This window comes from Streptomyces sp. NPDC056527 (assembly GCF_042794475.1).
Lineage (GTDB): Bacteria > Actinomycetota > Actinomycetes > Streptomycetales > Streptomycetaceae > Streptomyces.
In genome coordinates, this window is sequence record NZ_JBHTTQ010000051.1 from 1 (window position 1) to 21859 (window position 21859).

Genomic DNA, 21859 nt, shown 5'->3' on the forward strand with positions numbered 1-21859 from the left:
GCGCGGGCGATGGCGACGCGCTGCTGCTGGCCGCCGGAGAGCTGGGTCGGGTAGTTGCCGGCCTTGTCGGCCAGGCCGACCCGGTCCAGCAGCCGCTCGGCGCGCTCGCGGGCGACGGCCTTGGACTCGCCCTTGACCTGGATCGGCGCTTCCATGACGTTGGCCAGGGCCGTCATGTGCGGGAAGAGGTTGAAGCGCTGGAAGACCATGCCGATGTCGCGGCGCTGGGCTGCGACCTCGCTGTCCTTCAGCTCGTAGAGCTTGTCGCCCTTCTGGCGGTAGCCCACCAGCTCGCCGTCGACGTAGAGCCGGCCGGCGTTGATCTTCTCCAGGTGGTTGATGCAGCGCAGGAAGGTGGACTTGCCGGAGCCGGACGGGCCGATCAGGCAGAACACCTCGCCGTTGTTCACCTCGAGGTCGATGCCCTTGAGGATGTGGGCGGCGCCGTAGGACTTGTGGACGCCTTCGGCCTTCACCATGAGAGTCACTTGGCCACCGCCTCACGGTTGGAGAATCGGGCGAGGTTCGCCTTGACCTTCTGCCACGGTGTGGGCGGCAGGGAGCGCAGCGAGCCGCGGGCGTAGTGCCGCTCCAGGTAGAACTGGCCGACGCTGAACACCGAGGTCAGGATCAGGTACCAGATCGAGGCGAGGAAGAACATCTCCATGACCGCGAACGAGGTCGAGGCGATGTCCTGCGCGGCGCGCAGCAGGTCCGGGTATTGGACGGCGACGACCAGGGAGGAGGTCTTGAGCATGTTGATGAACTCGTTGCCGGTGGGCGGGATGATCACCCGCATCGACTGCGGGAGCACCACGCGCCGCATCGTCTTGGCCTGGGACATGCCGAGCGCGTGGGAGGCCTCGGTCTGGCCCTCGTCGACCGACTGGATGCCGGCGCGGACGATCTCCGCCATGTATGCGCCCTCGTTCAGGCCGAGCCCGAGCAGGGCGGCCAGGAACGGGGTCATGACGTCGGTCATCTCGTCCTTGTAGAACCCGATGTTGAAGACCGGGAAGATCAGGGCGAGGTTGAACCAGATCAGCAGCTGCACGTAGACCGGGGTGCCGCGGAAGATCCAGATGTAGAGCCAGGCGACGGAGCTGGTCACCGGGTTCTTGGAGAGCCGCATGACGGCGAAGAGCACGCCCAGGACCAGGCCCAGCGCCATGGAGGCGACGCTGATGAGGATGGTGTTGCCCAGGCCGGACAGGATGCTGGGGTCGAACAGCTTCTCGGGGACGGTGGCCCAGCGGACGTTGCCCTGGGAGAAGGCGAAACCGAGGAGGACCAGCAGGGCCACCACGACGATGCCGGCGATCCAGCGTCCGTAGTGGCGGACCGGAATGGCCTTGATGGCCTCCGGCGGGACCCCCGCCGGGGCGGGTGCCGCCCCGGCGGGAACCTTGTCGAACTTGTCAGTCACGACGACTGCCCTTCAGTGGTACGCGAGAGGTCAGGAACCGCCGTTGATCTTGGCCGCGGGAATGGCGCCGTCGGCGGCCCCCCACTTGTCCAGGGCGGCCTTGTAGGTGCCGTCCTTGATGATCGCGTCCACGGCTTCCTTGAGCGCGTCACGCAGCTGGGTGTTCTTCTTGTCGACGGCCATGCCGAAGAGACCGGCGTCCGTCTTGTTGGCGATGGCCTCGAAGTCGTTGCCGCCGCCCGCGGTCTTCGCGATGTACGCGGCGACCGGCGAGTCGTTCAGGTCGGCGACGGCGCCGCCCGCCTTGACGCGGGTCTGGGCCTCGGCGTCGGTCGGGAAGGACTCGAACGTGAGGGCGGGCTTGCCGTCCGCCTTGCACTTCTCGGCCTGGTCCTTGGCGGCCTGCTCGTAGGTGGTGCCCCGCTGGACGGCAAGCTTCTTGCCGCACAGGTCGTCCAGGGACCGGATGTTCTCCGGGTTGCCCTTCTTCACCAGGATGCCGGTGGAGGCGGTGAAGTAGTCGACAAAGTCGACACCGGTGCCGGTCTTCTGGCCCTTGTCGTCCAGGCCCTCCTGGCGGGCCTTGGTGTCGGTCATCGAGGACATCACGATGTCCGTACGGCCGGTCGGCAGCGCGGTGAGCAGCGTGTCGAACGTGCCGCTGGTGAACTCGAAGTTCACGCCGAGCTGCTTGGAGAGTGCCGCGGCGATGTCCGGGTCGACACCGACGATCTTCTCGCCCTCCTTGAACTCCATCGGGGCGTACGTGGCGTCCGTACCCACCTTGATGACGCCGGCCTTCTGGATGTCGGCGGGCAGCTTGGAGAAGAGCGGAGCGCTGGAGACGGCGCCGGTCTTGCCGCCCTCGGGGGTCGAGCCGCCCTCGGTCTGGTCACCGCACGCGGTCAGCAGCATGGAGCCGGCGACCGCGATGGCGGCGACCGCGGCAAGACGGGAGGTACGGGTCTTGGCGGTCGTACAGCGCGTGGAGCGTGCGGTCATGGTCGGGTTCCTCCGGCGTATGAGGGAGTTGCCATAGGCCGCGCACGCACCTTCGGGTGTCGCGACCTCGTGTGATTACGGGCATCTTGCCATTCGGACTACCTGAATCGTGCGGCTCCGCATGTCAAAATCGGATAACGGGTGACCCCCGAATCACGACAGGCCGGTACATCAAGGCCGGACCTTCTTCGGAGATACCGTGCTACCGCCGGAAAATCTCCGGTCTATCTCGCCATTCGGACGATACGAAGGCCACGATCCGGTGTACGGCATAGCGTGTCCGGACATTCGATGATGCGCCTGCTCCGCGCAAGGTGCCAATGCGGCCGTATGAGTCGCATCACCGCTCCGAATTGGACTCGTCTACGGTGTCGTACGTCCGGTAAGAAGGATCCTTACACCCCTCATCCGGGGCTCAGGGCGCGTTGTGCGGCGCGCCCGCGCGGTTGCCAGACACGGCGACCGCGGGACCCGCCCACCCCTCCTCAACCAGGAGTGGCCACCCTCAAATGAAGAAGACTTAAGGGGTCAACCCAATGGCAGCGGAGATCGTCAATCCTCGCAGCGACAGTGGCACGGAAGGGGCTCAGGAGCCCTTCGATCCGGCCTTCGCGCTGCACCGCGGCGGCAAGATGGCCATCTCGGCCACGGTGCCGCTGCGCGACAAGGACGACCTGTCCCTCGCGTACACGCCCGGCGTCGCCAAGGTGTGCACCGCGATTGCCGAGCAGCCGGAACTGGTCCACGACTACACCTGGAAGTCCCAGGTCGTCGCGGTCGTGACCGACGGTACGGCGGTGCTCGGACTCGGCGACATCGGCCCGGAGGCTTCGCTTCCGGTCATGGAGGGGAAGGCCATCCTCTTCAAGCAGTTCGGCGGCGTGGACGCGGTGCCGATCGCGCTCGCCACCACCGACACCGACGAGATCGTGGAGACCGTCGTCCGGCTCGCCCCCTCCTTCGGGGGAGTGAACCTGGAGGACATCTCGGCGCCGCGGTGCTTCGAGATCGAGCGCAAGCTCCAGGAGCGCCTCGACATCCCCGTCTTCCACGACGACCAGCACGGCACGGCCGTGGTCACCCTCGCCGCGCTCCGCAACGCGGCGAAGCTGACCGGCCGCACCCTCGGTGACCTGCGCGGAGTCATCTCCGGCGCCGGCGCGGCCGGGGTCGCCATCGCCAAGTTCCTCCTTGAGGCGGGGCTCGGCGACGTGGCCGTGGCGGACCGCAAGGGCATCGTCAGCCTGGACCGGGGCGACCTCACCCCGGTCAAGCGCGAGCTCGCGGAGATCACCAACAAGGCGGGTCTCTCCGGCTCCCTGGAGACCGCGCTGGCCGGCGCGGACGTCTTCATCGGCGTCTCCGGCGGTACGGTCCCGGAGGCCGCGGTCGCGTCCATGGCTCCGAACGCGTTCGTGTTCGCCATGGCCAACCCGAACCCCGAGGTCCACCCCGACGTCGCGCACAAGTACGCGGCCGTCGTGGCGACCGGCCGTTCGGACTACCCGAACCAGATCAACAACGTGCTCGCGTTCCCCGGCATCTTCGCGGGTGCCCTCCAGGTCCGGGCCTCCCGGATCACCGAGGGCATGAAGATCGCCGCGGCCAACGCGATCGCGGACGTGGTCGCCGACGAGCTCTCCGCCGACTGCGTGATCCCGTCGCCGTTCGACGAGCGGGTGGCCCCGGCCGTCGCGGCCGCTGTCGCCGCCGCGGCCCGCGCCGAGGGCGTGGCACGCCGCTGACGCGTCGCGCACCCCGTGAAGGGCCCCGTCCTGGTCTCAGGGCGGGGCCCTTCCGCATGCGCCGGCAGGGCGGCGCGGAGGGGCCCTCCCGCGTGCCGCTCACGGCCGGGGGCGCGAGGTCCCGGCGTACGCCCTCGTGGCCTGCTCGGCAGGGACGTGCGTCACAGCGATGTGCGGTTCCGCCGGGGGCCCGGTGACCCTACGCTCATGGTCATGTTCGCTGCCTACGCCGCCCGAATCGACCGCGACCAGCCGTTGAACGGCCTTGAGCTGGGGGAACGGCCCGAGCCCGAGGTACGGGCCGGGTGGACCACCGTCACCGTCAAGGCCGCCTCCCTCAACCACCACGACCTGTGGTCGCTGCGCGGTGTGGGGCTGCCCGAGGAGAGGCTGCCGATGATCCTCGGCTGCGACGCCGCGGGCATCGACGAGCACGGCAACGAGGTCGTCCTGCACTCCGTCATCGGCCAGACCGGCCACGGCGTGGGACCCGACGAGCCGCGCTCCATCCTGACCGAGCGGTACCAGGGCACCTTCGCCGAGCGCGTCACCGTGCCCACCTGGAACGTGCTCCCCAAGCCCAAGGAGCTCTCCTTCGAGGAGGCGGCCTGCCTCCCGACCGCCTGGCTCACCGCGTACCGGATGCTGTTCACCAACGCCGGAGTGCGCCCCGGTGACTCGATCCTCGTGCAGGGCGCGGGCGGTGGTGTCGCCACCGCCGCGATCGTGCTCGGCAAGGCCGCCGGTCTGCGCGTCTTCGCCACCAGCCGCGACGAGGCCAAGCGCAAGCGCGCCGTCGAGCTGGGCGCCGTCGAGGCGTACGAGCCGGGCGCGCGGCTGCCGAAGCGCGTGGACGCCGTCATCGAGACCGTCGGCGCCGCCACCTGGTCGCACTCGGTCAAGTCGCTGCGCCCCGGCGGCACGCTCGTCATCTCGGGCGCGACCAGCGGCGACCGCCCCTCGCACGCCGAGCTGACCCGGATCTTCTTCCTGGAGCTCAAGGTCGTCGGCTCGACCATGGGCTCGAAGGACGAGCTGGAGGACCTGCTGTCGTTCTGCGCGGCCACGGGCGTACGGCCGGTGATCGACGAGGTGCTGCCGCTGGACCGGGCCCGTGAGGGCTTCGAGAAGATGGCCTCGGGCGAGCTCTTCGGGAAGATCGTCCTGACAAACTCTTGATGCATCGTCAGATCTGCTGATGGGATCTCCGGCACTGCGCTCACACCGTCGTGCCGGAGGTTCTCATGTTGCGAACGACCCTTGCCGCAGGCGCCGTTGTCGCCGCGCTGCTCGCCCCCGCGGCCGCCCATGCCGACACCGGCATCGGCACCGGCACCGGCATTCCCGTCCTCACCGACGAACGCGGCCGGGCCCTCACGCTGCGCGGCTGGAACGTCGAGGACAAGGCGAACCGCGGTGAGCAGGCGCTCAGCGCCATCACCGAGCGGCACTTCCGCGACATGCGCGCCAAGGGCTTCGACTTCGCCCGGCTCCTGGTCTTCTGGGACGACCTGGAACCGCGGCCGGGCCAGTACAGCCAGAGCTATCTGCGGAAGATCGAGCGCATCCTGGACTGGGCGGAGAAGTACGACGTCCATGTCCTCGTCGACGCCCACCAGGACGTCTTCGGACCTGCCTTCGGCCACCGGGGCGTGCCCGCCTGGGCGACCAGGACGGACGGGCTGCCCTTCACCCCGCACCCCGACGACTGGTTCGCCGAGTACTTCGAGCCGGCCGTGCAGCGCGCCTTCACGCATCTCTACGGGGACGAGGACCTGCGGCGCGCCCAGGCCCGGATGTGGCGTGTCCTCGCCGACCGCTTCGAGGACCATCCGGCCGTCCTCGGCTACGACCTGATCAACGAGCCGATGGGGGAGCTGCGCGAGGGCGAGGACCTGCCGACGGCCGCCCGGCGGATCGAGCGCGAACAGCTGACCCCCATGTACAACCGGCTCGCGGACGCGGTGCGATCGGTGGACCGGGACGCCTGGATCTTTGTCGAGCCCACGCCGATCGTCGGCGAGGGCGTGCCGACGGGCCTCGGGAGGATCGACGACCCGAAGATCGTCTACGCCCCGCACTTCTACAACACCGCCATGGAGGCGGGCGCCGACTACGACCCGGCGGCCGGCTGGATCGAGACGTACGAGCAGGCCGTGACGCAGTACCCCAAGGAGTACAAGGTCCCGGTGGTCGTGGGGGAGTGGGGGCCGCTCAACAACTCCCTGCCGAACATGAACCGCTTCTACCGGGACGCGATGGCCTCGCTCGGCCGGTACGGCAGCGGGTGGGCCGGTTACGTGTGGTGCTACGGCGGCGGGTACTGCGCCGTGGACGGCGCCGGGACCTTCCGTACGAACAAGGAGGAGACGGCGCAGCCGTACGCGGAGGCGGTCGCGGGCGCGGTCCGCTCCTCCGCGTACGACTCCGGGACCGGGATCTACCGGCTGGAGTACGACTCCGGGCGGCGCGGCTCCCGGGTGACGGAGCTGTCCCTTCCCCCGGGCGCCTGGCGGGTGGCGGCGCGAGGGAAGGCGGTCGTGCTCCGCAAGGACGCGGGCCGGGCGTGGGTGGTGGCCGCGCCGGGAGCCCGCGTGACGGTGACCGTCACCCGGGGCTGACCGTGCCGGGCCGTCGCGCGGCGGGGTGGCAGCCCCGCCGCGGGCGGGTCCTTCGCCGGGGTGGCGGGCTTGTCTCCCGCTGCCCCGCGCCGGATCAGCGGGCCTGCTCGCCGCTCCGGTGCAGCAGGGCGGTGATGTGCGCCGCCGCCGTGGACAGATGGCGGCGGGTGTCCGCCAGCTGTGTCGCCGTCACCCCGTGGTCGCGGGCCGCGTCGCGGATGTCGTCGCGGAAGCGGTTCAGGAGCCGGTCCAGATCACGGGCCGGGTCGCCGGTCGACTCCGCGTCGGCGGCCCACTCCGCCGCGGCCGCGGCGGCGGCCGAACGGTCGGAGCCGGTCCCGTCCGTCGCGGTGGGCGCCGTCGGTGCGGTGGGCGCATCGGGTGCCTTCGGCTCGGGAGCCGACGCCTTGGGGTGCGTCGTGCCCGAGACCAGGCCGCCGAGCTGGGCCGTGATGTCGGAGATGCCCTCCCAGACACCCTTCGGCCAGTCACCGCGTGCGAAGCGGTCCTGGACCTCGTCCTGGACCTGCTTGGCGATCCGCTGGAACTCCGTCGCCTGGCGGCGCGCCGACTGAGCCTCCGCGCGGGCCTGCCGGGTCTGCTCCCGCCATTCCTGCTTGGCGCGGCGCAGCTCTTCCTTGGCGTCGGCGAACGAGGAGTCCTTGCGCCGGGTCTCGCTCGCCGCCGCGCGCATCTCGCTGCGCAGCTTGCCCGCCGCCCCGCGTACGTCGTCACGGATCTCGGAGGCCAGCTCGGAGACCGACTCGCGGATCTCCAGCTCCAGATCGGCCAGTTCGCCGCCGCGGCCGGCGAGCTCCGCGCGGCCCGCGTCGGTGATCGAGTACACCTTGCGGCCGCCCTCGGTGGCGTGCGTGACCAGGCCCTCGGCCTCCAGCTTGGCGAGCCGCGGATAGACCGTGCCGGCGGAGGGTGCGTACAGCCCCTGGAAGCGCTCCTCCAGAAGCCTGATCACCTCGTAGCCGTGGCGGGGGGCCTCGTCGAGGAGCTTGAGGAGATAGAGGCGCAGTCGGCCGTGGGCGAAGACGGGCGGCATGTCACAGCACCTTTCCGGTGGAGGCGGCTTCGAAGTCGTCGGACGCGGCCGCGTCCGGGCGGCGGAGCAGGGCGATCGAGCCGGAGACCGTCGTCGCCTTGAGCGTGCCGCGGCCGGCCCCGAGGGTGCCGGTGATGCTCTTGGTGCCCCACTGTCCGGCGACCCGCAGGTCGTCGAAGGCGTTGGAGACGGAGCCGCTCGTCGTGTTCGCCTCGACGCGGGCGTCCGCCGGGTGCGGGAGCCGGATGGCGACCTCGCCGGAGACGCTGTTCAGCCGGATGTCGGCGGGCGGGCCGTCCAGATCGGTGGCGTCGAGGTCGATCACCATGTCCCCGCTGAGGGTGTCGGCCTTCACGGAGCCCGCGGCCTCGATGACCGTCACGTCGCCGGTCACGGAGTTGACGCGCAGCGCGCCGGTGACGGACTGGGCCTCCAGGCTGCCGGAGATGCTCTCGGCGTGGACCGGACCGGAGAGCCCGACGAGCGTGGTGTCGCCCGTGACGCCCCGAACGTCCGTACGCCCCCTGATGCCGGAGATCACCGCGCCGGCGCCGATCACGCCCACCTCGACGTCCGCGCCCGCCGGGACGGCCACGGAGACCACGGCGTGGCGGCGGTGTCCCACGCGGTCGAGCCACTTGAGGACGCCCTTCCAGTGCAGGTCCTCATAGGTGACCGTCAGGGTGGAACCCTCCTGGGTCACGATCAGCGGCGGGCCTTCGACGGAGGAGACCTCCAGGCGGGCGGTCGGCTCGTCGGTGCCCACGACATTCACCGTGCCGCCGACGATGCGCACCCGGAGTCGCGTCACCGAGTCGGTCAGCGTGAGTTTCGTCGGCTCGGCCACGGACCACTCTGTCATCGTGCTGACCTCCCGCATCGGGGACGCAACATATCGCGTCTCTTGACGAACACGATATATCGCGGTGCCGGGAAGTCAACCCCGTTCTCCGGTGGTTCGTCAGGGCATTCACCCTCGAACCTGGACAAATTGACCTAGCGTAGGGCCATGAACGCGACATCCGGACCGCGCCCCGTCGGGGCGCTGCTGCTCTGCCGTGCCGAGCCCGCGGCCGTCCGTCCGCCGGCGCAGCTGCTGCGGGAGCAGCTGCTCCTGGCCCCGGCGGGAACGGAGTGGAGCGTCATCGTCCCGGAGGGAAAGCCCTGGCTCCACGGCGGCGAACCCGTCGAACGGGTCGTCACCGGCTGGGCCACCGCGCTGGCCGTCTCCGCCGCCACCTGGCCCGTGCTCGCGCTCTGGTGGGACGCGGACCGGGCCGGGTACACCCTCGCCGCCGGATTCCGCCGCACGGTCGGCTACACCTGGCTCGCCGACGGCACCCCCGTCGGCGAGGACGAGGCCATGCGCACCTTCGCGGCCCGACTCGCCCTCGACCCCGTCCTGGACGTCCAGGCCCTGGAGCCGCTCACCGGACCCGACAGGGAGGCCGACGCCCACGCCCGGCTCATCGCCCTGACCGCGGTCCTCACCCGTACCGGTCTCGCCCTGCCCGCCGGGCTCACCCCCGGCGAAAGCGCCGACCGGCTCCGCTCGGTCGCCCTGGCCCAGGGCGCCGAACAGCTCGAATGGCACGGCTGGCGCGATGCCGTGCGCGCCGAACTCGACGCCGTGGAGAGCGGCCGGCTCGGCCCGTACGTGCGCGGCCCCAGGGCCCGGCTGCTCGGAGCGGTGCAGCTCGGCGCGGGGGTGCCGCTGCTCGCGTGGGGCATCGGCCGCCGTAGCGGCGGCTGGGCGGCGGCCGGGGCGCTGCTCGTCGTGCACGGGGCGTTGGGCCTGGCCTACGACCGCCTGCGCGGTCGGTGACCCGGGAGAGGGTCCCTACTCACCCGGCGCCGACCGGCGCCCGCCACCCCGGGTCACTCGTCCTCGTCCTCGTCGTCCAGACGCGCAAGCCAGGTCGCGAGGCGCTCGACCGGCACCTCGAAGTCGGGGTTGAGATCGACGAACGTCCGCAGCTGCTCGGCGAGCCACTCGAAGGTGACCTCCTCCTCGCCGCGCCGCTTCGCCAGTTCCTCGATGCCACGGTCAGTGAAGTACATGCGATCAGGATAGGTCGTGGCCCGGACGGCCCCTCGCGCTTGTCGGTGGCAGGGACTAGCCTTCTTCATCATCGTTTCGGGGAGCGGGGGGCCGCTGTGACGCATGGGATCGCTCGAATTCGACTGGACGACGGAACACCGGTGTGGGCCAGGATCAGCGAGCCGGCCGAGCTGGAACGGGGCGGCGGTTTCCAGGACACCGGCATCGGCGACCGGGTCGTCTCCATGGCCGGCGGACTCACCGACGTGGTGCGCGGGGTGGTCGGCTCGCTGCGGGCCGGACTCTCCCCGCAGGCACCGGTCGAGGTCGCGGTCACCTTCGGCATCGAACTGTCCGCGCAGGCGGGCAAGGTGATCAGCGTCCTCGCCGAGGGCGGCGGCACGGCCTCGATCTCGGTCTCCCTGACCTGGACCGAACCGGGCCCGGTGCCTGCCCCGGAACCGGACGCCTCGGACCCGGCCCGCACGCCCGGCCCGGCATCCGTTCCCGGACCCGCGCCGGCGCCCGACACCGGGCCGCACCACCGCCCGGCGGCCGATGGCGCCGTATGAGCGCCTTCGAATCCCTCGTGCGCCCCGCACTGGTACGCATCGCGGCTCCCGGGGACGGGTATGACCCGCACGGCGACCGGTACTGGGGCACCGGCTTCTTCATCGCCCCCGGCTGGGTGCTGACCTGCGCCCATGTCGTGGCAAAGGGAGGAAGCGCGGTGTGGAGAGGCGAGCGGGCCGTCGGCATCGTCTGGGACGGCGGCGTGACGACCGGCGAGGTCGCCCTGGCCAGCCCGCGTCCCGCAGTGCCCGAACAGGAACTCGACGACTGGGACTTCCCCGACCTCGCGCTCGTCCGCGTCCCCGACGTCCAGGACGTGAGCTGCGTACGGCTCAGCGAGCGGATGCCCGTGATCGCCGAGCCGATCCAGGTCAGCCTGCACGGCTGGTCCCGGGAGACCGGCCGGCTGGGGATCCGTGACGCCGTCGGCGAGATCCACGGCGTCGACGGCGAGGCGCTCCTGCTGCGGGGGACACAGCCCGTGAAGGGGCTCTCCGGCGGGCCGGTGGTCGACCTGAACCGCGCGGCCGTCATCGGGCTCAACAAGGGACGTGGTGCGGACGAGGGCGCCGCCGTCCCCATCACCTCGCTGCGGCAGCTCTACCGGGCGCGCGGCGGCCGGCTGCTCTCCGACGTCATCCGGGAGCACGACCGCCACCACCTCGCCCGCTACCGCTCGCTCTCCGAGGACTCCGACTGGACCAGGGCGCAGATCAGACACCGGCCCCCCACCACCCAGGGCCTCGACCCCGGGCGCCGTATCCATCTGTACGGCCGGCTCGCCGAGCTGCCCCCGCCCGGCGGACCGGGCGATGTGCTGCACCTCGTCGACGAGGTCAGGGAGCTGACGGTGGGTCTGAACGTCCGGCCCCTGCTGGAAGACGCCCCGCACACCTGGCGCGAGGGCGTCGGACTGCTCCAGGAGCTCCACGATCCGAACCAGGAATCGGCCTCCGCCCTCAGCCCGAACGCCGTACTCGTCTACGCGGCCAGGGTCGCCCGGCACGTCAGGGAGCGGCACGGCGACAGCGCGGCGGTCCGGGGCCTGGGCGCGTGGGTCACCGACGCCGCGGCCGGGACGCCGCTCGTCATCCGGCAGACGATCGCGGGGCTGCTCGGCCACGGGCGGCGCGGCGGGTCACGTGCTGTCCCGGACGCCGGCTCGCGGGCCGACGTCCTGATCGAGATCGATTCCCCTCGCTATGTGAATCGGTTCCCCTGGCGGGTGAAGCTGCTCTTCGACGGGCACACGATCAGGCCGGTGGACGGGAACGACGTGGGAGTCGAGCGGGAACGGCTCTACGAGACCCTGCGGCAGCCGCTCGCCAAGGCGCTGGCCCTCGGCGACTGCGGTGAGCATCTGGCCGCCGTCGAGGCCCTGTTGCCGCGCGAACTCTTCGACGAACCCCTCGACACCTGGCGGCTCTCGCCCGACGACGAGCTCTTCGACGAACGCTCGCTGCCCCTCGGCCAGCGCCGGATCGTCGTGATCCGGGACCGGGCCCGAAACGAGCGGCCGCCGGCGCCCGAGTGGCACAAGCGGTGGCGCACGGCAGGTCTGGGGCCGCTCAAGGCGGTTCCGCTGCGCGCCGAGACGCTCGGCGCGGGGCGGGACGCGCACACGACGCGCATCCGCCGGGAGACCCCACGGCAGGCGTGGGTGCGGCTCTCCGAGGCCGAGGACGGCTCCGTGCCCGTGTTCTGCGGCCAGGTGGGCAGCGGCGAGGGGCTCAAGGCGATGGCCGCCGCACTGGCCGCCGGTCACCCGATCGCGGTGTGGCGGAGCGGTGCCCATGATCATGCGGACTGCGTCGAGTTCCACGAGCGAGCGGGCCGGCTGCTCGCCGGGGCGGGCAGGGCCGAAGCGCTGCACGCGCCGGTTCTCTCGCTGCGGAAGCGCGTGGCCGCGGACGCGGACGTCGACCCCGACGAGTACGACGACTTCGATCAGGCCCCGGACGTGAACGCGGCGACGAACGCGGCCACCGGCGCGGGCAACGACACGGGGACGGGCAACGGCACGAACGCGGCCACCGGCGCGGGCAACGACGCGCGGACGGGCGACGGGACGGGTGCCGGCACCGCCGCGGACGCCGGCAGCGGCGATGATCCGTCGGCCGTCCGTTCCGAGCACGCCTGGGCCTCGACCCTCGCCGTCCTGTTCGACCCGCCCGACCGTCCACCGCACGAGGATCCGCTCCAGGGCCCCCCGATGCTCGGCGAGGAGGGCTGGTGACCCCGCGAACACCGGGACAAATCGTCCGGAATTCGAGTCGGCCGCGCCCATGGGCGGGCGGTACGTTCGACGCGCCGGGCCACGACACCACAGCCAGGAGGAGTTCATCGTGAACGATTGGCGGATCTACCGTGGTGCCGGCCACCCGCATGACGAGATACGGCGGTTGCCCGCCCCGCCGCCCTGGCGGGACTTCTCCACCGGAGGAGCCGACGACACCCTCGCCGGCCGTGACCGGCGGCTCGGCGTGCGCCGCCGCCTGGTCCAGAACCACCACCCCAGGCCCGCCGAGACCGACGCCGTCAACGCGGCCCTCTATCTGCGCCGGCCGCTCCTGGTCACCGGGAACCCGGGCACGGGCAAATCCACCCTGGCCCACGCCGTCGCCCATGAGCTGGGCCTCGGCCGTGTGCTGCGCTGGCCCATCGTCAGCAGGTCCACCCTCCAGGACGGGCTCTACCGCTACGACGCCATCGGCCGGCTGCAGGACGTCCAACTGGAGCGCGCCCAGGCCGGATCGACGATCCCGGCCGCGACTCCGGCCGGCATCGGCTCGTACATCCGGCTCGGGCCGCTCGGCACCGCGCTGCTTCCCTCCGCGCAGCCCCGGGTGCTGCTCATCGACGAGCTCGACAAGAGCGACCTGGACCTGCCGAACGACCTGCTGAACGCCCTGGAGGAGGGCGAGTTCGCCATCCCCGAGCTGGAGCGGCTGGCCGATCGGGAGCCGGTGGTCGAGGTGCTCGACGACGACGGCCGCAAGGTGCCCGTCCAGGGAGGCCGCATCCGCTGCTCGACCTTCCCCTTCATCGTCCTCACCTCCAACGGCGAACGGGACTTCCCCGCCGCCCTGTTGCGCCGCTGCATCCGCCTGGAGCTGGAACCGCCGGGCGAGGAGCAGCTGGGAGCCATGATCGAGGCCCACCTCGGGCCGGAGGCCGCCACGGGCGAGGAGGGCCTCGTCAGCCGCTTCCTGAACCGTGACCCCGGCGAGGTCATCGCCACCGACCAGCTCCTGAACGCGATCTACCTGACCCAGCACGCCCCGCGCACCGAGCGGGTGACCCGGGAACGCATCGCGGACATGCTCATGCAGCCGCTCGATCAGCCGAGGTGATGGCCGGATGCACCGGATGCATCTGGAAGAGCTCACCCGCCGACTGCGCGCCGGCGGCCATACGCCGACCGCCGAGGAGGTCGCGGACGCCGTCTGGCTCGCCCAGTGGCTGCCGACCGCCTCCCCGGATCCGGAGGATCCCGCGGCGGACCGGCCCGTGGACGCGTCGGAGGACCCGTTACGCCCCGAGGAGCGGACGGAGGGGCGAGATCCGGCCATGGTCGGCGACGATGCGACAGGTGCCCGTAACCCTCCGGGTGCGGGCATCGGCGACGAACGGGGCCGGGAGGCGGGCACGCAGACCGGCGCCGACGACGGAACGCGGCCCGTCCGCGCCTCCGACACCGTCGGCCTCTCGCTGTACACCCGCCCCCGGGAACCCGGCGAGGGCGAGGCGTTCCGTCGGCGTGCGGACCGGAGCAGGAACCTGCCCGTCCGCGCGCCCGGCGCCAACGCCCTGCCCGGTCTCCTCGGACTCCAGAAGGCGCTCCGCCCGCTGCGGCACTACGCCCACTTCCCGCTCCGGCCGGGCGAGGGGCTGCTCGACGAGGAGGCCACGGCCGAACGCAGCGCCGCCGCGGGCGTCCTGACCCCCGTCCTGCGCCCCGCCGCCGGGCGCCGGCCCGACATCCAGCTCCTCATGGACACCGGCCCCGCCATGGTCGTCTGGACCCGGATGGTGGAGGAGCTGCGCCAGGCATGCCAGCAGTCCGGCGCCTTCCGCGACGTCCGTGTCCACCGGCTCTACGACACGGGCGAGGGCCCGCCGCGGGTCACCACCACCTCGGGGGCCGACGGGCGGCCCCGGCTGCGCTCGGGCGACCAGCTCCACGACCCCACCGGCCGCCGTCTCACCCTGATCGTCAGCGACTGCGTCGGCTCTCTCTGGCAGCGCGGCGCCGCGCAGCGGCTCATCCACCAGTGGCCCCGGCAGTCCCCGCTCGCCCTCGTCCAGCCGCTGCCCCCGAGGCTCTGGCCACGGACGGCCCTGTCCGTCGAGCCGGGCCTGCTGCTCCGTCCCTCGGCCCCCGGCGGACACACCGGCTTCCAGCCGGACGAGGAGCCCTGGGAGCCGGTCGCCCCCGACACCCGCGCGGTGCCCGTGCTCACGCCCACACCCGAGGCGTTCGCCTCCTGGGCGCGGCTCCACGCCGGCCACGGCTCCGGCGCGATCCGGGGCTGGGCGGCCATGATCGCCCCCGAGACGCTGCGGGGGGCCGCGCCCGACGCCGGCCCCGGCCGGACCCGTGTCCCGCGCAGCGACGAGGAACTGCTGCGCGCCTTCACGGCCGGTGCCTCGTCCGGCGCCGTGCGGCTCGCCGTCCATCTCGCCGCCGCCCCGCTCGCCCTTCCCGTCATGCAGCTCGTGCAGCGCGCGATGCTGCCCGACACCGGCCCCATGGAGCTCGCCGAGGTCCTGCTCAGCGGTCTGCTGCGGCAACTGCCCGGCCCGTCCCCGTATCCGTGCTTCAGCTATCCGCCCGGCGTCCAGCAGCACCTCCTCGGCTCCCTGGACCGCAGCGCCGCCGCGCTCGTGCTCAAGCACTGCTCGGAGTACGTGGAGCGCAATTTCGGCCAGGGGATGCGCAACTTCCCGGCGCTCGCGGCGGCCGGTCTTGCCGGCCGGCCCACCGACGACCCGGCGGCCCTTCCCGGCGCGGTGGAGGCGACCGACGAACCCAGCGGCCCGGTGGGCACCGAGCCCGAGTTGTTCGCCCGTATCCCCGCGCGCGTGCTCCGCTTCTACCACCCCGACCTGATCACCCCCGACCCGCTCGCCGCGGCGCGACGGCTGCTCGACCAGTGGCGCAGCCAGTCCGACCCCGCGCTGCTGACCCGGGCCCGCCAACAGGCGGAGGCCGCGCTGTCGGAGCACCCCGTCGAGGCCGGGATCCTGCTCGGACGCGTGCTGTACGCGGAGTCCGGCACCGCCGCCGTCCAGGGCACCGAACGCCGCCACGAACTGATCACCCGCGCGCTGACCGAGCTGGAGCGGGCCGCGGACCTCGCCGAGCAGGGCGGTGCGGAGTGGGCCGAGGCGCGGCTCGAACAGGCCGTGGCACACCACGGGTTGTGGCGCCACACCGCCGACACCCGGCACCTGGACGAGGCCCTCGCCGCGCTGACGGGAGACGTACCGGACTGGCCCGAGGCCCACCACCACACCCTCCATCTGCGCCGCGGACGGCTGCTCCTGGCGCGCGGCGACGGACCGGCGGCGGCCGCCGAACTCACCACCGCGCTCTCCCTCCGGGAGAGCGGCCCCGCCCTCCTCGACCTGGCCGACGCCCTGCACCTCGCCGGCGCCGACCCGGCCGAGATCACCCCCGTACTCGACCGGGCGGGGGAGCTCCTCGGCGACGGCGCGGCGCTGCGGCTGCGCTGGACCAGGGCGCGCGCCCGGCTCCACGACACGGCCGACGACGGAGCGGCCGCGGACGCCGCCTACGAGGAGGCCACCCTGCTCGCCCCCGCCGACAGCGAGCAGCGCGGACGGATCCTGATGACCTGGGGCGAGTCCCTGATGCGCCGTGCCGCGGCCACCCCCGGTCAGGCCCCCGTCGACCGGGCCGAGAGCGTGCTGCGCGAGGCCCTCACCCGTCTCCCGGCCGGGGCGCCGGACCGTGCCCGCGCCCGGATCCTGATCGGCAGCGTGCTGGCCCTGCGCTTCCACCGGGCGGGGTTCCTGCCCGACCTGTACGAGAGCCGTCACCTCCTGGAGCAGGCCGCCCGCACCACCCGGGACATCGCCCTGCGCTCCGAGGTATGGCTGCAACTGGGACGGGTGAGACTGGAGTTGAGCGAGTCGGCCAGGGACGGTGTCCTCGGCGACGCGCTCACGGCCTACGAACGGGCCTGGGAGGACGCCCGGGCCGCCCATGGAGACACGCCCGGCACGATCACCGGCGCGCGGGCGTTGCATGCGCAGGCGGCGGTCCTGTGGCTCATGGGCCGCACGGGCGGGGCGAGGAGTGCGCTTCGGGCGTCGGCCGAGCAGTGGCAGCGGCTCACCGCCGCGCTGGTGGAGGTGGACTGGAGCGATGTCGAACGGACCAGGGCGCTCCTCGCGGAGGTGAGCAGGGACCAGGGACCGCCGCAGGCCCGGCTCTCCGGCGAGGACCGCCGCCGGATCGCGCCGCCGTGGTGGGCGTGGAGCGACACCGCCGACTAGGCCGACGGAGAGGCGCTACGAGAACGGCTGGATAACGGGGGCGTGAATGGGCGCAGTTGAGTCGAACGGGTTTCTGACTTCCTGGCGTCGGGAAGAACCGCTCCGCCGCTACGACCGTGGGGGACTGGCGTCGGTGGGGAGGAGCCGAGCGTGTTGGAGCACATGGAGTGGGTTGCCGGGGTCGACCAGGGTGAGGGCCGCCCGCCGCACCTGCCCGATCTCACCGCCGTCGACCTGCGGACACTGCGCTTCATGGACGATCCGGAACTGGCGGTGGCCGTCGAGCGGGTCCTGTGGCAGCCCCGGGATCTCGCCGAGTCCTGGAACGAGGGCGCCCTCGTCGACAACTGCACATCGGGCGGCGGTCATTGACCGTCCAGGCCGTCTCCACCACCTGTTTCCGGTCAGAAGCGGACGAGCGTCCGCTGTCCGGCCGGGGAGGCGAGGATGACCCTCGCCCCGCCGCATGCCGCGGCGATCGCGGAGCTGGCCCGCACCCGCTCCGCGACCCGTAGCACCTCCCTGCTGCGCTCGACCCTGCACACCCGGAGGCTGCTGCTGCTCAAGGCCCTGTCCGTGCGGGTCCACCGGCACCGCGAGGCCGTGGACCCGGCCGCGTTCCAGCGCTTCACCGAGTCCTGGCGGCTGCTGGAGCGCGTCGAAGGCCGTCACCCCGGTGTGGTCCGCGACCTGATCGACTACCCGACGACCGGCACCTGGCTGGCCACCGCGCTCATGGAGCCGCTCGGACCGGGCCTCGACCGGCATCTCGCCCGGCTCGACATCCTCGCCGTCACGGCCGCCCTGCGGTCCGGCTCGCCCCTCGACGTCACCGTCGACGCCCCGGGCGGATCCCTCTCGCTGCCGGGAGTCGGAAGGCTGCGGGCGAGAGGTGCCGGGCGCGTACGCATCCGGGCCCGGTCCCGCGCCGTACGGGTCCACTCCGAGGGCCGGACGCATCGAGCGCCCGTCGTCCTGGTGCTCGCCGACCGGCGGACCGGCGCGCTGACCGGCTGGGGGCCCGGCTGGACCGGGCTGCGGGTCCTGAGCGGCTCGGCCGCCCGCCTCGACGACCTCGACCCCTACCGAGTGCCGCCCGGCGGTATCGGCAGCCCGGCCCGTGCGGGATCGGACCACGCCGTGACCGACCGGGCCGCCTGGTCCGCCTGTTGGCGATCCGCGCAGGACCTCCTGGAGCGCACCGACCCCGCCAGGGCGACGGAGGTGCGCCGCTCGGTCCGCGCGCTCGTGCCGCTCGTCCCCCATGGCCCGGGCTCCTCGGGGGCCACGCTGAGCGTCGCTCCCGGCGCCGTGTTGACCTCCCTGCCCTCCGGGGCGCAGGACATGGCCGAGACCCTGGTCCACGAGGTCCACCACAGCAAACTGGCCACGCTGCACGAGCTCGTACCGCTGTACCTGCCGGGACGGGCCGCCGTGCACCGGGTCGGCTGGCGCTCCGATCCGAGGCCCATCGCGGGCGTGCTCCACGGCGCGTACGCCCATCTGGCGCTGACCGATCTGTGGCGGCGCGCGGCCACGGCCGAGGGGGTGCCCACACCCTGGCGGACCAGCGCGGGGCAGCAGTTCGACCGTTTCCACGATCAGGTGGATGAGGCTCTGGCGATCCTGCTTGAATCAGATGAACTGACCAGTGAGGGGCGGGAGTTCGTCCATCAAATGAGGCTGCACCACGCGAGCCTGGGCGCGGCCCCGAGGGCGGCTGGGTAACACTGTGCCAAGGGCGCATGACACTGCGTTGCGCGGCAGCGGGACGGGAGACGTACAGATGGCGGAACAGCGGTCGGGTGGCGGCGCAGCGGCGGAGTACGGAGGAAGGGCCGCGCCTCAGCATGTCCTCGTGGTCTTCCCCGGATACCACCGCCCGTGGTCGGCCTGGATCGGCCAACGCCTCGAAGCCCACGGGGTGCGCACCACGGCCCTGCGCTGGGACCCCCCGCGCGAGTCGGCGCTGGAGGACTCCCTCGGCGACCTGCTGCTCGCCCGAGGGCAGGTCCTGCTCGTCCTCGACGACTGGTTCTTCCAGCTCGGCCCCCGCGCCGCCGGCGAATGGAACGACGTGCTGCGCGGCTTCGTCGCCGCCAACGCCGAACGGTTCGCCGCCGTCAACCTGACCAACCGCACGCTCCTCCCGGCCACCGCCGTCCTCGAACCGGTCAGCCTCTGGGGCGTCGGCGAGGAGGAGGCCGAAGCGCGGCTGCTCAGCAGGCTCGGCATCGAACCGCGCCGCTCGGCGGGCCGCCGCGTCCCGCCCGGGTCGCTGGTGCGCTACCCCGAGACGCCGCCCGACATCTGGGGCGAGGTCCCGCGCCGCAACCCCCGCTTCACCGGCCGCGACGACCTGCTCACCGAGCTCCAGGAACGGCTGATGGACGCCGAGCGCGGCAGCGCCGCGTGCACCCTGCTCGGCATGTCCGGCATCGGCAAGACCCAGATCGCCGCCGAGTACGCCCACCGGTTCAGCCCCGACTACGACGTCATCTGGTGGGTCAACTCCGACGACCGCAACATCCAACGCGACCGCTTCGGCGAGCTCGCCGTCGAGCTGCGCCTGTCCAGTGGCAACGAACCCGGTGAACGCATCCGCGCCGTCCGCGAGGCCCTGCGCCGAGGCGACCCGCACGGCCGCTGGCTGATCATCTTCGACGGCTGGGACGACACGGACGGCGCCAACGTGCTGCTCCCGCAGGGCCCCGGCCATGTGCTCATCACCTCCCGCAACCGCGGCTGGGGCGACCACACCGACATCCTCGAAGTGCCGAGCTTCGACCGCGCCGAGTCCACCGGCTATCTCATGCGCCGCGCCCCGCACATCTCGGCACCCGAGGCCGACGAGGTCGCCGCCGAGTTCGGCGACGTGCCCCTGCCGCTCGTCCAGGCCGCGGCCTGGCTCGGCGAGTCCGGCATGGAAGTGCCCGAGTATCTGCGCATGGTCCGCGACGGGCGGCTCTCCACCGTGGACGAGCCGTCGAGCGACGGCTTCCCCAACGCCTCGCTCACCTCCTGGTCGATACTGATCAACCGGCTCCGACGCGCCCAGCCGCAGGCCATCGACGTGCTCAGCCTGTGCGCCTCCTTCGCCCCCGGCCGCATCCCCCTCGGCATCGTCCGCGCCTACCCCCAGGCGGACCTTCCCGAGGACCTCCGCTGGATGGTCACCGACCTGCCCGCCTGGACCCGCGCCCTGGACACCCTGGTCAACTACTCGGTGCTCAGCCGCGAGTCACGCGGCCCGGTCACCAGCGTCGAGGTGGGGCCGCACCAGGAGTCCGTGCACATGCACCGGCTCGTCCACGACATCGTCGCCCGGCTCACCGACGGCGAACACCGCGAGGCCCACCGCAAGGCCGTCCGCACCCTCCTCGCCGAGGCCGACCCCGGCAACCCGATGGACAGCCGGCACTGGCCCCGGTACGCCGAACTCCTGCCTCACCTGGAGCCGTCCGGCGCCCTCGCCAGCCGGAACCCACGCGTCCAGACCGCCGTGCTCAACTGCCTGCGCTACTGCTTCCGCAGCGCCGAGTTCCGGGCCGGAATCCGCCTGGCGGAGAAGATCCGGGACAACTGGTCGACGTTCATGGACCCGGTCAGCCCCGAGATGCTGGAGCTCACCATCCAGGAGAGCTACATCCTGCGGGCCTTCGGCCGGTTCCGGGACGCGTACGAACTCGACATCGCCGTCCGCGACCGCCTCAGCGCCGCCGAGACCAGGGACGAGCTGGGCTCGCTGCGGTCCGCCGTCTCCATCGCCAGCGACCTGCGCTTCCTCGGGCAGTACCAGGAGTCCGAACGGATCCAGCGCGAGGCGTACACCGAGGCACAGCGGCTCCTCGGCGAGACCGAGTTCCTCACCCTCGTCGCCGGGCACAACCTCGGCGTCGTCCTGCGGATGCTCGGCCGCTACCGGGAGGCGTACGACCAGGACGTCGCATCGCTGGCCCGCAGCGAGAACGTGCTCCGCACCCGGCACGCCCACACCCTCAACTCCAGCAACGCCGTCGCCCAGGACCTGCGCCTGCTCGGCAACTACCGGGAGGCACTGGCCCGCCAGGAGGCCAACGTCCGGGTGCACGTCCAGGTCCTCGGGCCCCAGCACCTGCAGACCCTCTACGCCCGCGCACAGCTCGCGCTGTGCCGCCGGCGCGAAGGCGGCTTCCAGCAGGATCTCGGAGCCACCATGGCCAGCCTGCTCGAACAGCAGGAGCAGGTGCACGGCCGCACCCACTACTCCACCCTCTCCTCCATCAACAACTACGCCAACTACCTGCGCGAGCACGGCGACCTCGACCACGCCAGGGAGCTCAGCAACGAGGCGGAGGCCGGCTACCGCACGCTCCTCGGCCCCGCCCACCCCGTCGCCACCGGCGTCCTCGCCAACACCGCGCTCGTCATGCAGGCCTCCGGCGAACGCGCCGACGCCCTGGCCATGCTGGAGGGCGCGCTCGCCGGTCTGACCGCCTCCCTCGGCCCCGACCACCCCTGGGCCCTCGGCTGCGCCCTCAACGCGACGGCCGCCCGCAACTTCAACGGACGGGTCGCCGACGCCGCCGAACTGAGCCGGGAGACCCTGCGCCGCGCCCGGCACACGCTCGGCAACGAACACCCGCTCACCCTCTCCTGCCAGGTGGCGCTCGCCACCGACCTGCGGGGGCTCCGCGAGGTCGAGGAGGCGGGGAAGCTGGAGGAGGACGCGCTGCTCACCCTCACCAGGACCCTGGGTGCGCAGCATCCGCACACCCTGTCGGCGCGCCAGCGCAACCGCCCCTACTGGGACTTCGAGGCCAACCTCGGCTGACCCCGGACACGCCGGAGGCCCGGCACCCCTCGCAGGGTGCCGGGCCTCCGTGCGTACCG

Annotated in this window: 17 protein-coding genes; 11 read left to right on the forward strand and 6 right to left on the reverse strand. The window is 72.4% G+C overall.

Going from position 1 to position 21859, the window contains the following annotated elements; translation table 11 throughout:
• The 3 genes from ACFQ7Q_RS23135 to ACFQ7Q_RS23145 all read right to left on the reverse strand — a co-directional run.
• Positions 1-488: amino acid ABC transporter ATP-binding protein (locus ACFQ7Q_RS23135; protein ID WP_383558342.1), on the reverse strand; the 488-nt coding region annotated here is incomplete at its 3' end.
• Positions 485-1426 carry an amino acid ABC transporter permease gene (locus ACFQ7Q_RS23140; protein WP_383558345.1) on the reverse strand — a complete coding sequence of 314 codons (942 nt, stop codon included), beginning with the start codon at positions 1424-1426 and terminating at the stop codon, positions 485-487. The genes ACFQ7Q_RS23135 and ACFQ7Q_RS23140, both read right to left, overlap by 4 nt.
• Positions 1427-1456: 30 nt before the next feature.
• On the reverse strand, positions 1457-2428 hold the full coding sequence (locus ACFQ7Q_RS23145) for an ABC transporter substrate-binding protein (RefSeq protein ID WP_383558347.1): 972 nt from the start codon (positions 2426-2428) through the stop codon (positions 1457-1459).
• A gap of 536 nt (positions 2429-2964) precedes the next feature.
• On the opposite strand from ACFQ7Q_RS23145, the gene ACFQ7Q_RS23150 reads away from it, so the two are divergent.
• The 3 genes from ACFQ7Q_RS23150 (at position 2965) to ACFQ7Q_RS23160 (ending at position 6794) form a co-directional block, all read left to right on the forward strand.
• Positions 2965-4173, forward strand: coding sequence for an NADP-dependent malic enzyme (locus tag ACFQ7Q_RS23150; protein ID WP_383558349.1), 1209 nt, complete (start codon positions 2965-2967; stop codon positions 4171-4173).
• A 213-nt stretch (positions 4174-4386) separates the two neighbouring features.
• Complete coding sequence (locus tag ACFQ7Q_RS23155) at positions 4387-5352, forward strand: zinc-binding dehydrogenase (RefSeq protein WP_383558351.1); 966 nt, start codon at positions 4387-4389, stop codon at positions 5350-5352.
• Positions 5353-5417: 65 nt separating this feature from the next.
• Entirely contained in the window at positions 5418-6794 is a 1377-nt protein-coding gene (locus tag ACFQ7Q_RS23160; protein WP_383558354.1) for a cellulase family glycosylhydrolase, read from the forward strand.
• Positions 6795-6888: 94 nt separating this feature from the next.
• Here ACFQ7Q_RS23160 and ACFQ7Q_RS23165 read toward each other — a convergent pair whose 3' ends face one another.
• Together ACFQ7Q_RS23165 and ACFQ7Q_RS23170 are read right to left on the reverse strand one after the other, a co-directional pair.
• Positions 6889-7848: a helix-turn-helix transcriptional regulator gene (locus ACFQ7Q_RS23165; protein ID WP_383558357.1), complete on the reverse strand. Its 960-nt coding sequence runs from the start codon at positions 7846-7848 to the stop codon at positions 6889-6891.
• A gap of 1 nt (position 7849) precedes the next feature.
• The gene (locus ACFQ7Q_RS23170) at positions 7850-8710 is read right to left on the reverse strand and encodes a DUF4097 domain-containing protein (RefSeq protein ID WP_383558360.1); all 861 of its coding nucleotides are present in this window, start codon (positions 8708-8710) and stop codon (positions 7850-7852) included.
• Positions 8711-8857: 147 nt separating this feature from the next.
• On the opposite strand from ACFQ7Q_RS23170, the gene ACFQ7Q_RS23175 reads away from it, so the two are divergent.
• Positions 8858-9673: a hypothetical protein gene (locus tag ACFQ7Q_RS23175; protein ID WP_383558363.1), complete on the forward strand. Its 816-nt coding sequence runs from the start codon at positions 8858-8860 to the stop codon at positions 9671-9673.
• A gap of 53 nt (positions 9674-9726) precedes the next feature.
• On the opposite strand, the gene ACFQ7Q_RS23180 is transcribed toward ACFQ7Q_RS23175, so the two are convergent.
• Positions 9727-9909 carry a DUF6104 family protein gene (locus ACFQ7Q_RS23180; RefSeq protein WP_161252429.1) on the reverse strand — a complete coding sequence of 61 codons (183 nt, stop codon included), beginning with the start codon at positions 9907-9909 and terminating at the stop codon, positions 9727-9729.
• 141 nt (positions 9910-10050) lie between these two features.
• On the opposite strand from ACFQ7Q_RS23180, the gene ACFQ7Q_RS23185 reads away from it, so the two are divergent.
• From ACFQ7Q_RS23185 to fxsT, 7 genes are all read left to right on the forward strand, one after another.
• Positions 10051-10461 (forward strand): CU044_2847 family protein, encoded by a 411-nt coding sequence (locus tag ACFQ7Q_RS23185; protein ID WP_383558365.1) that lies wholly within the window; start codon positions 10051-10053, stop codon positions 10459-10461.
• Positions 10458-12698, forward strand: a complete 2241-nt coding sequence (locus tag ACFQ7Q_RS23190; RefSeq protein WP_383558368.1) for a trypsin-like peptidase domain-containing protein — start codon at positions 10458-10460, stop codon at positions 12696-12698. Before ACFQ7Q_RS23185 ends, ACFQ7Q_RS23190 begins: the two co-directional genes overlap by 4 nt.
• Before the next feature lie 109 nt (positions 12699-12807).
• Positions 12808-13815, forward strand: a complete 1008-nt coding sequence (locus tag ACFQ7Q_RS23195) for an AAA family ATPase (protein ID WP_383558371.1) — start codon at positions 12808-12810, stop codon at positions 13813-13815.
• 7 nt (positions 13816-13822) lie between these two features.
• The gene (locus ACFQ7Q_RS23200; RefSeq protein WP_383558374.1) at positions 13823-16987 is read left to right on the forward strand and encodes an SAV_2336 N-terminal domain-related protein; all 3165 of its coding nucleotides are present in this window, start codon (positions 13823-13825) and stop codon (positions 16985-16987) included.
• A gap of 150 nt (positions 16988-17137) precedes the next feature.
• Positions 17138-17359: a hypothetical protein gene (locus ACFQ7Q_RS23205; RefSeq protein ID WP_383558376.1), complete on the forward strand. Its 222-nt coding sequence runs from the start codon at positions 17138-17140 to the stop codon at positions 17357-17359.
• Positions 17360-17434: 75 nt separating this feature from the next.
• Positions 17435-18715, forward strand: coding sequence for an HEXXH motif domain-containing protein (locus ACFQ7Q_RS23210; protein ID WP_383558379.1), 1281 nt, complete (start codon positions 17435-17437; stop codon positions 18713-18715).
• A 58-nt stretch (positions 18716-18773) separates the two neighbouring features.
• Positions 18774-21800 carry an FxSxx-COOH system tetratricopeptide repeat protein gene (fxsT, locus tag ACFQ7Q_RS23215; RefSeq protein WP_383558382.1) on the forward strand — a complete coding sequence of 1009 codons (3027 nt, stop codon included), beginning with the start codon at positions 18774-18776 and terminating at the stop codon, positions 21798-21800.
• Positions 21801-21859 lie beyond the last annotated feature (59 nt).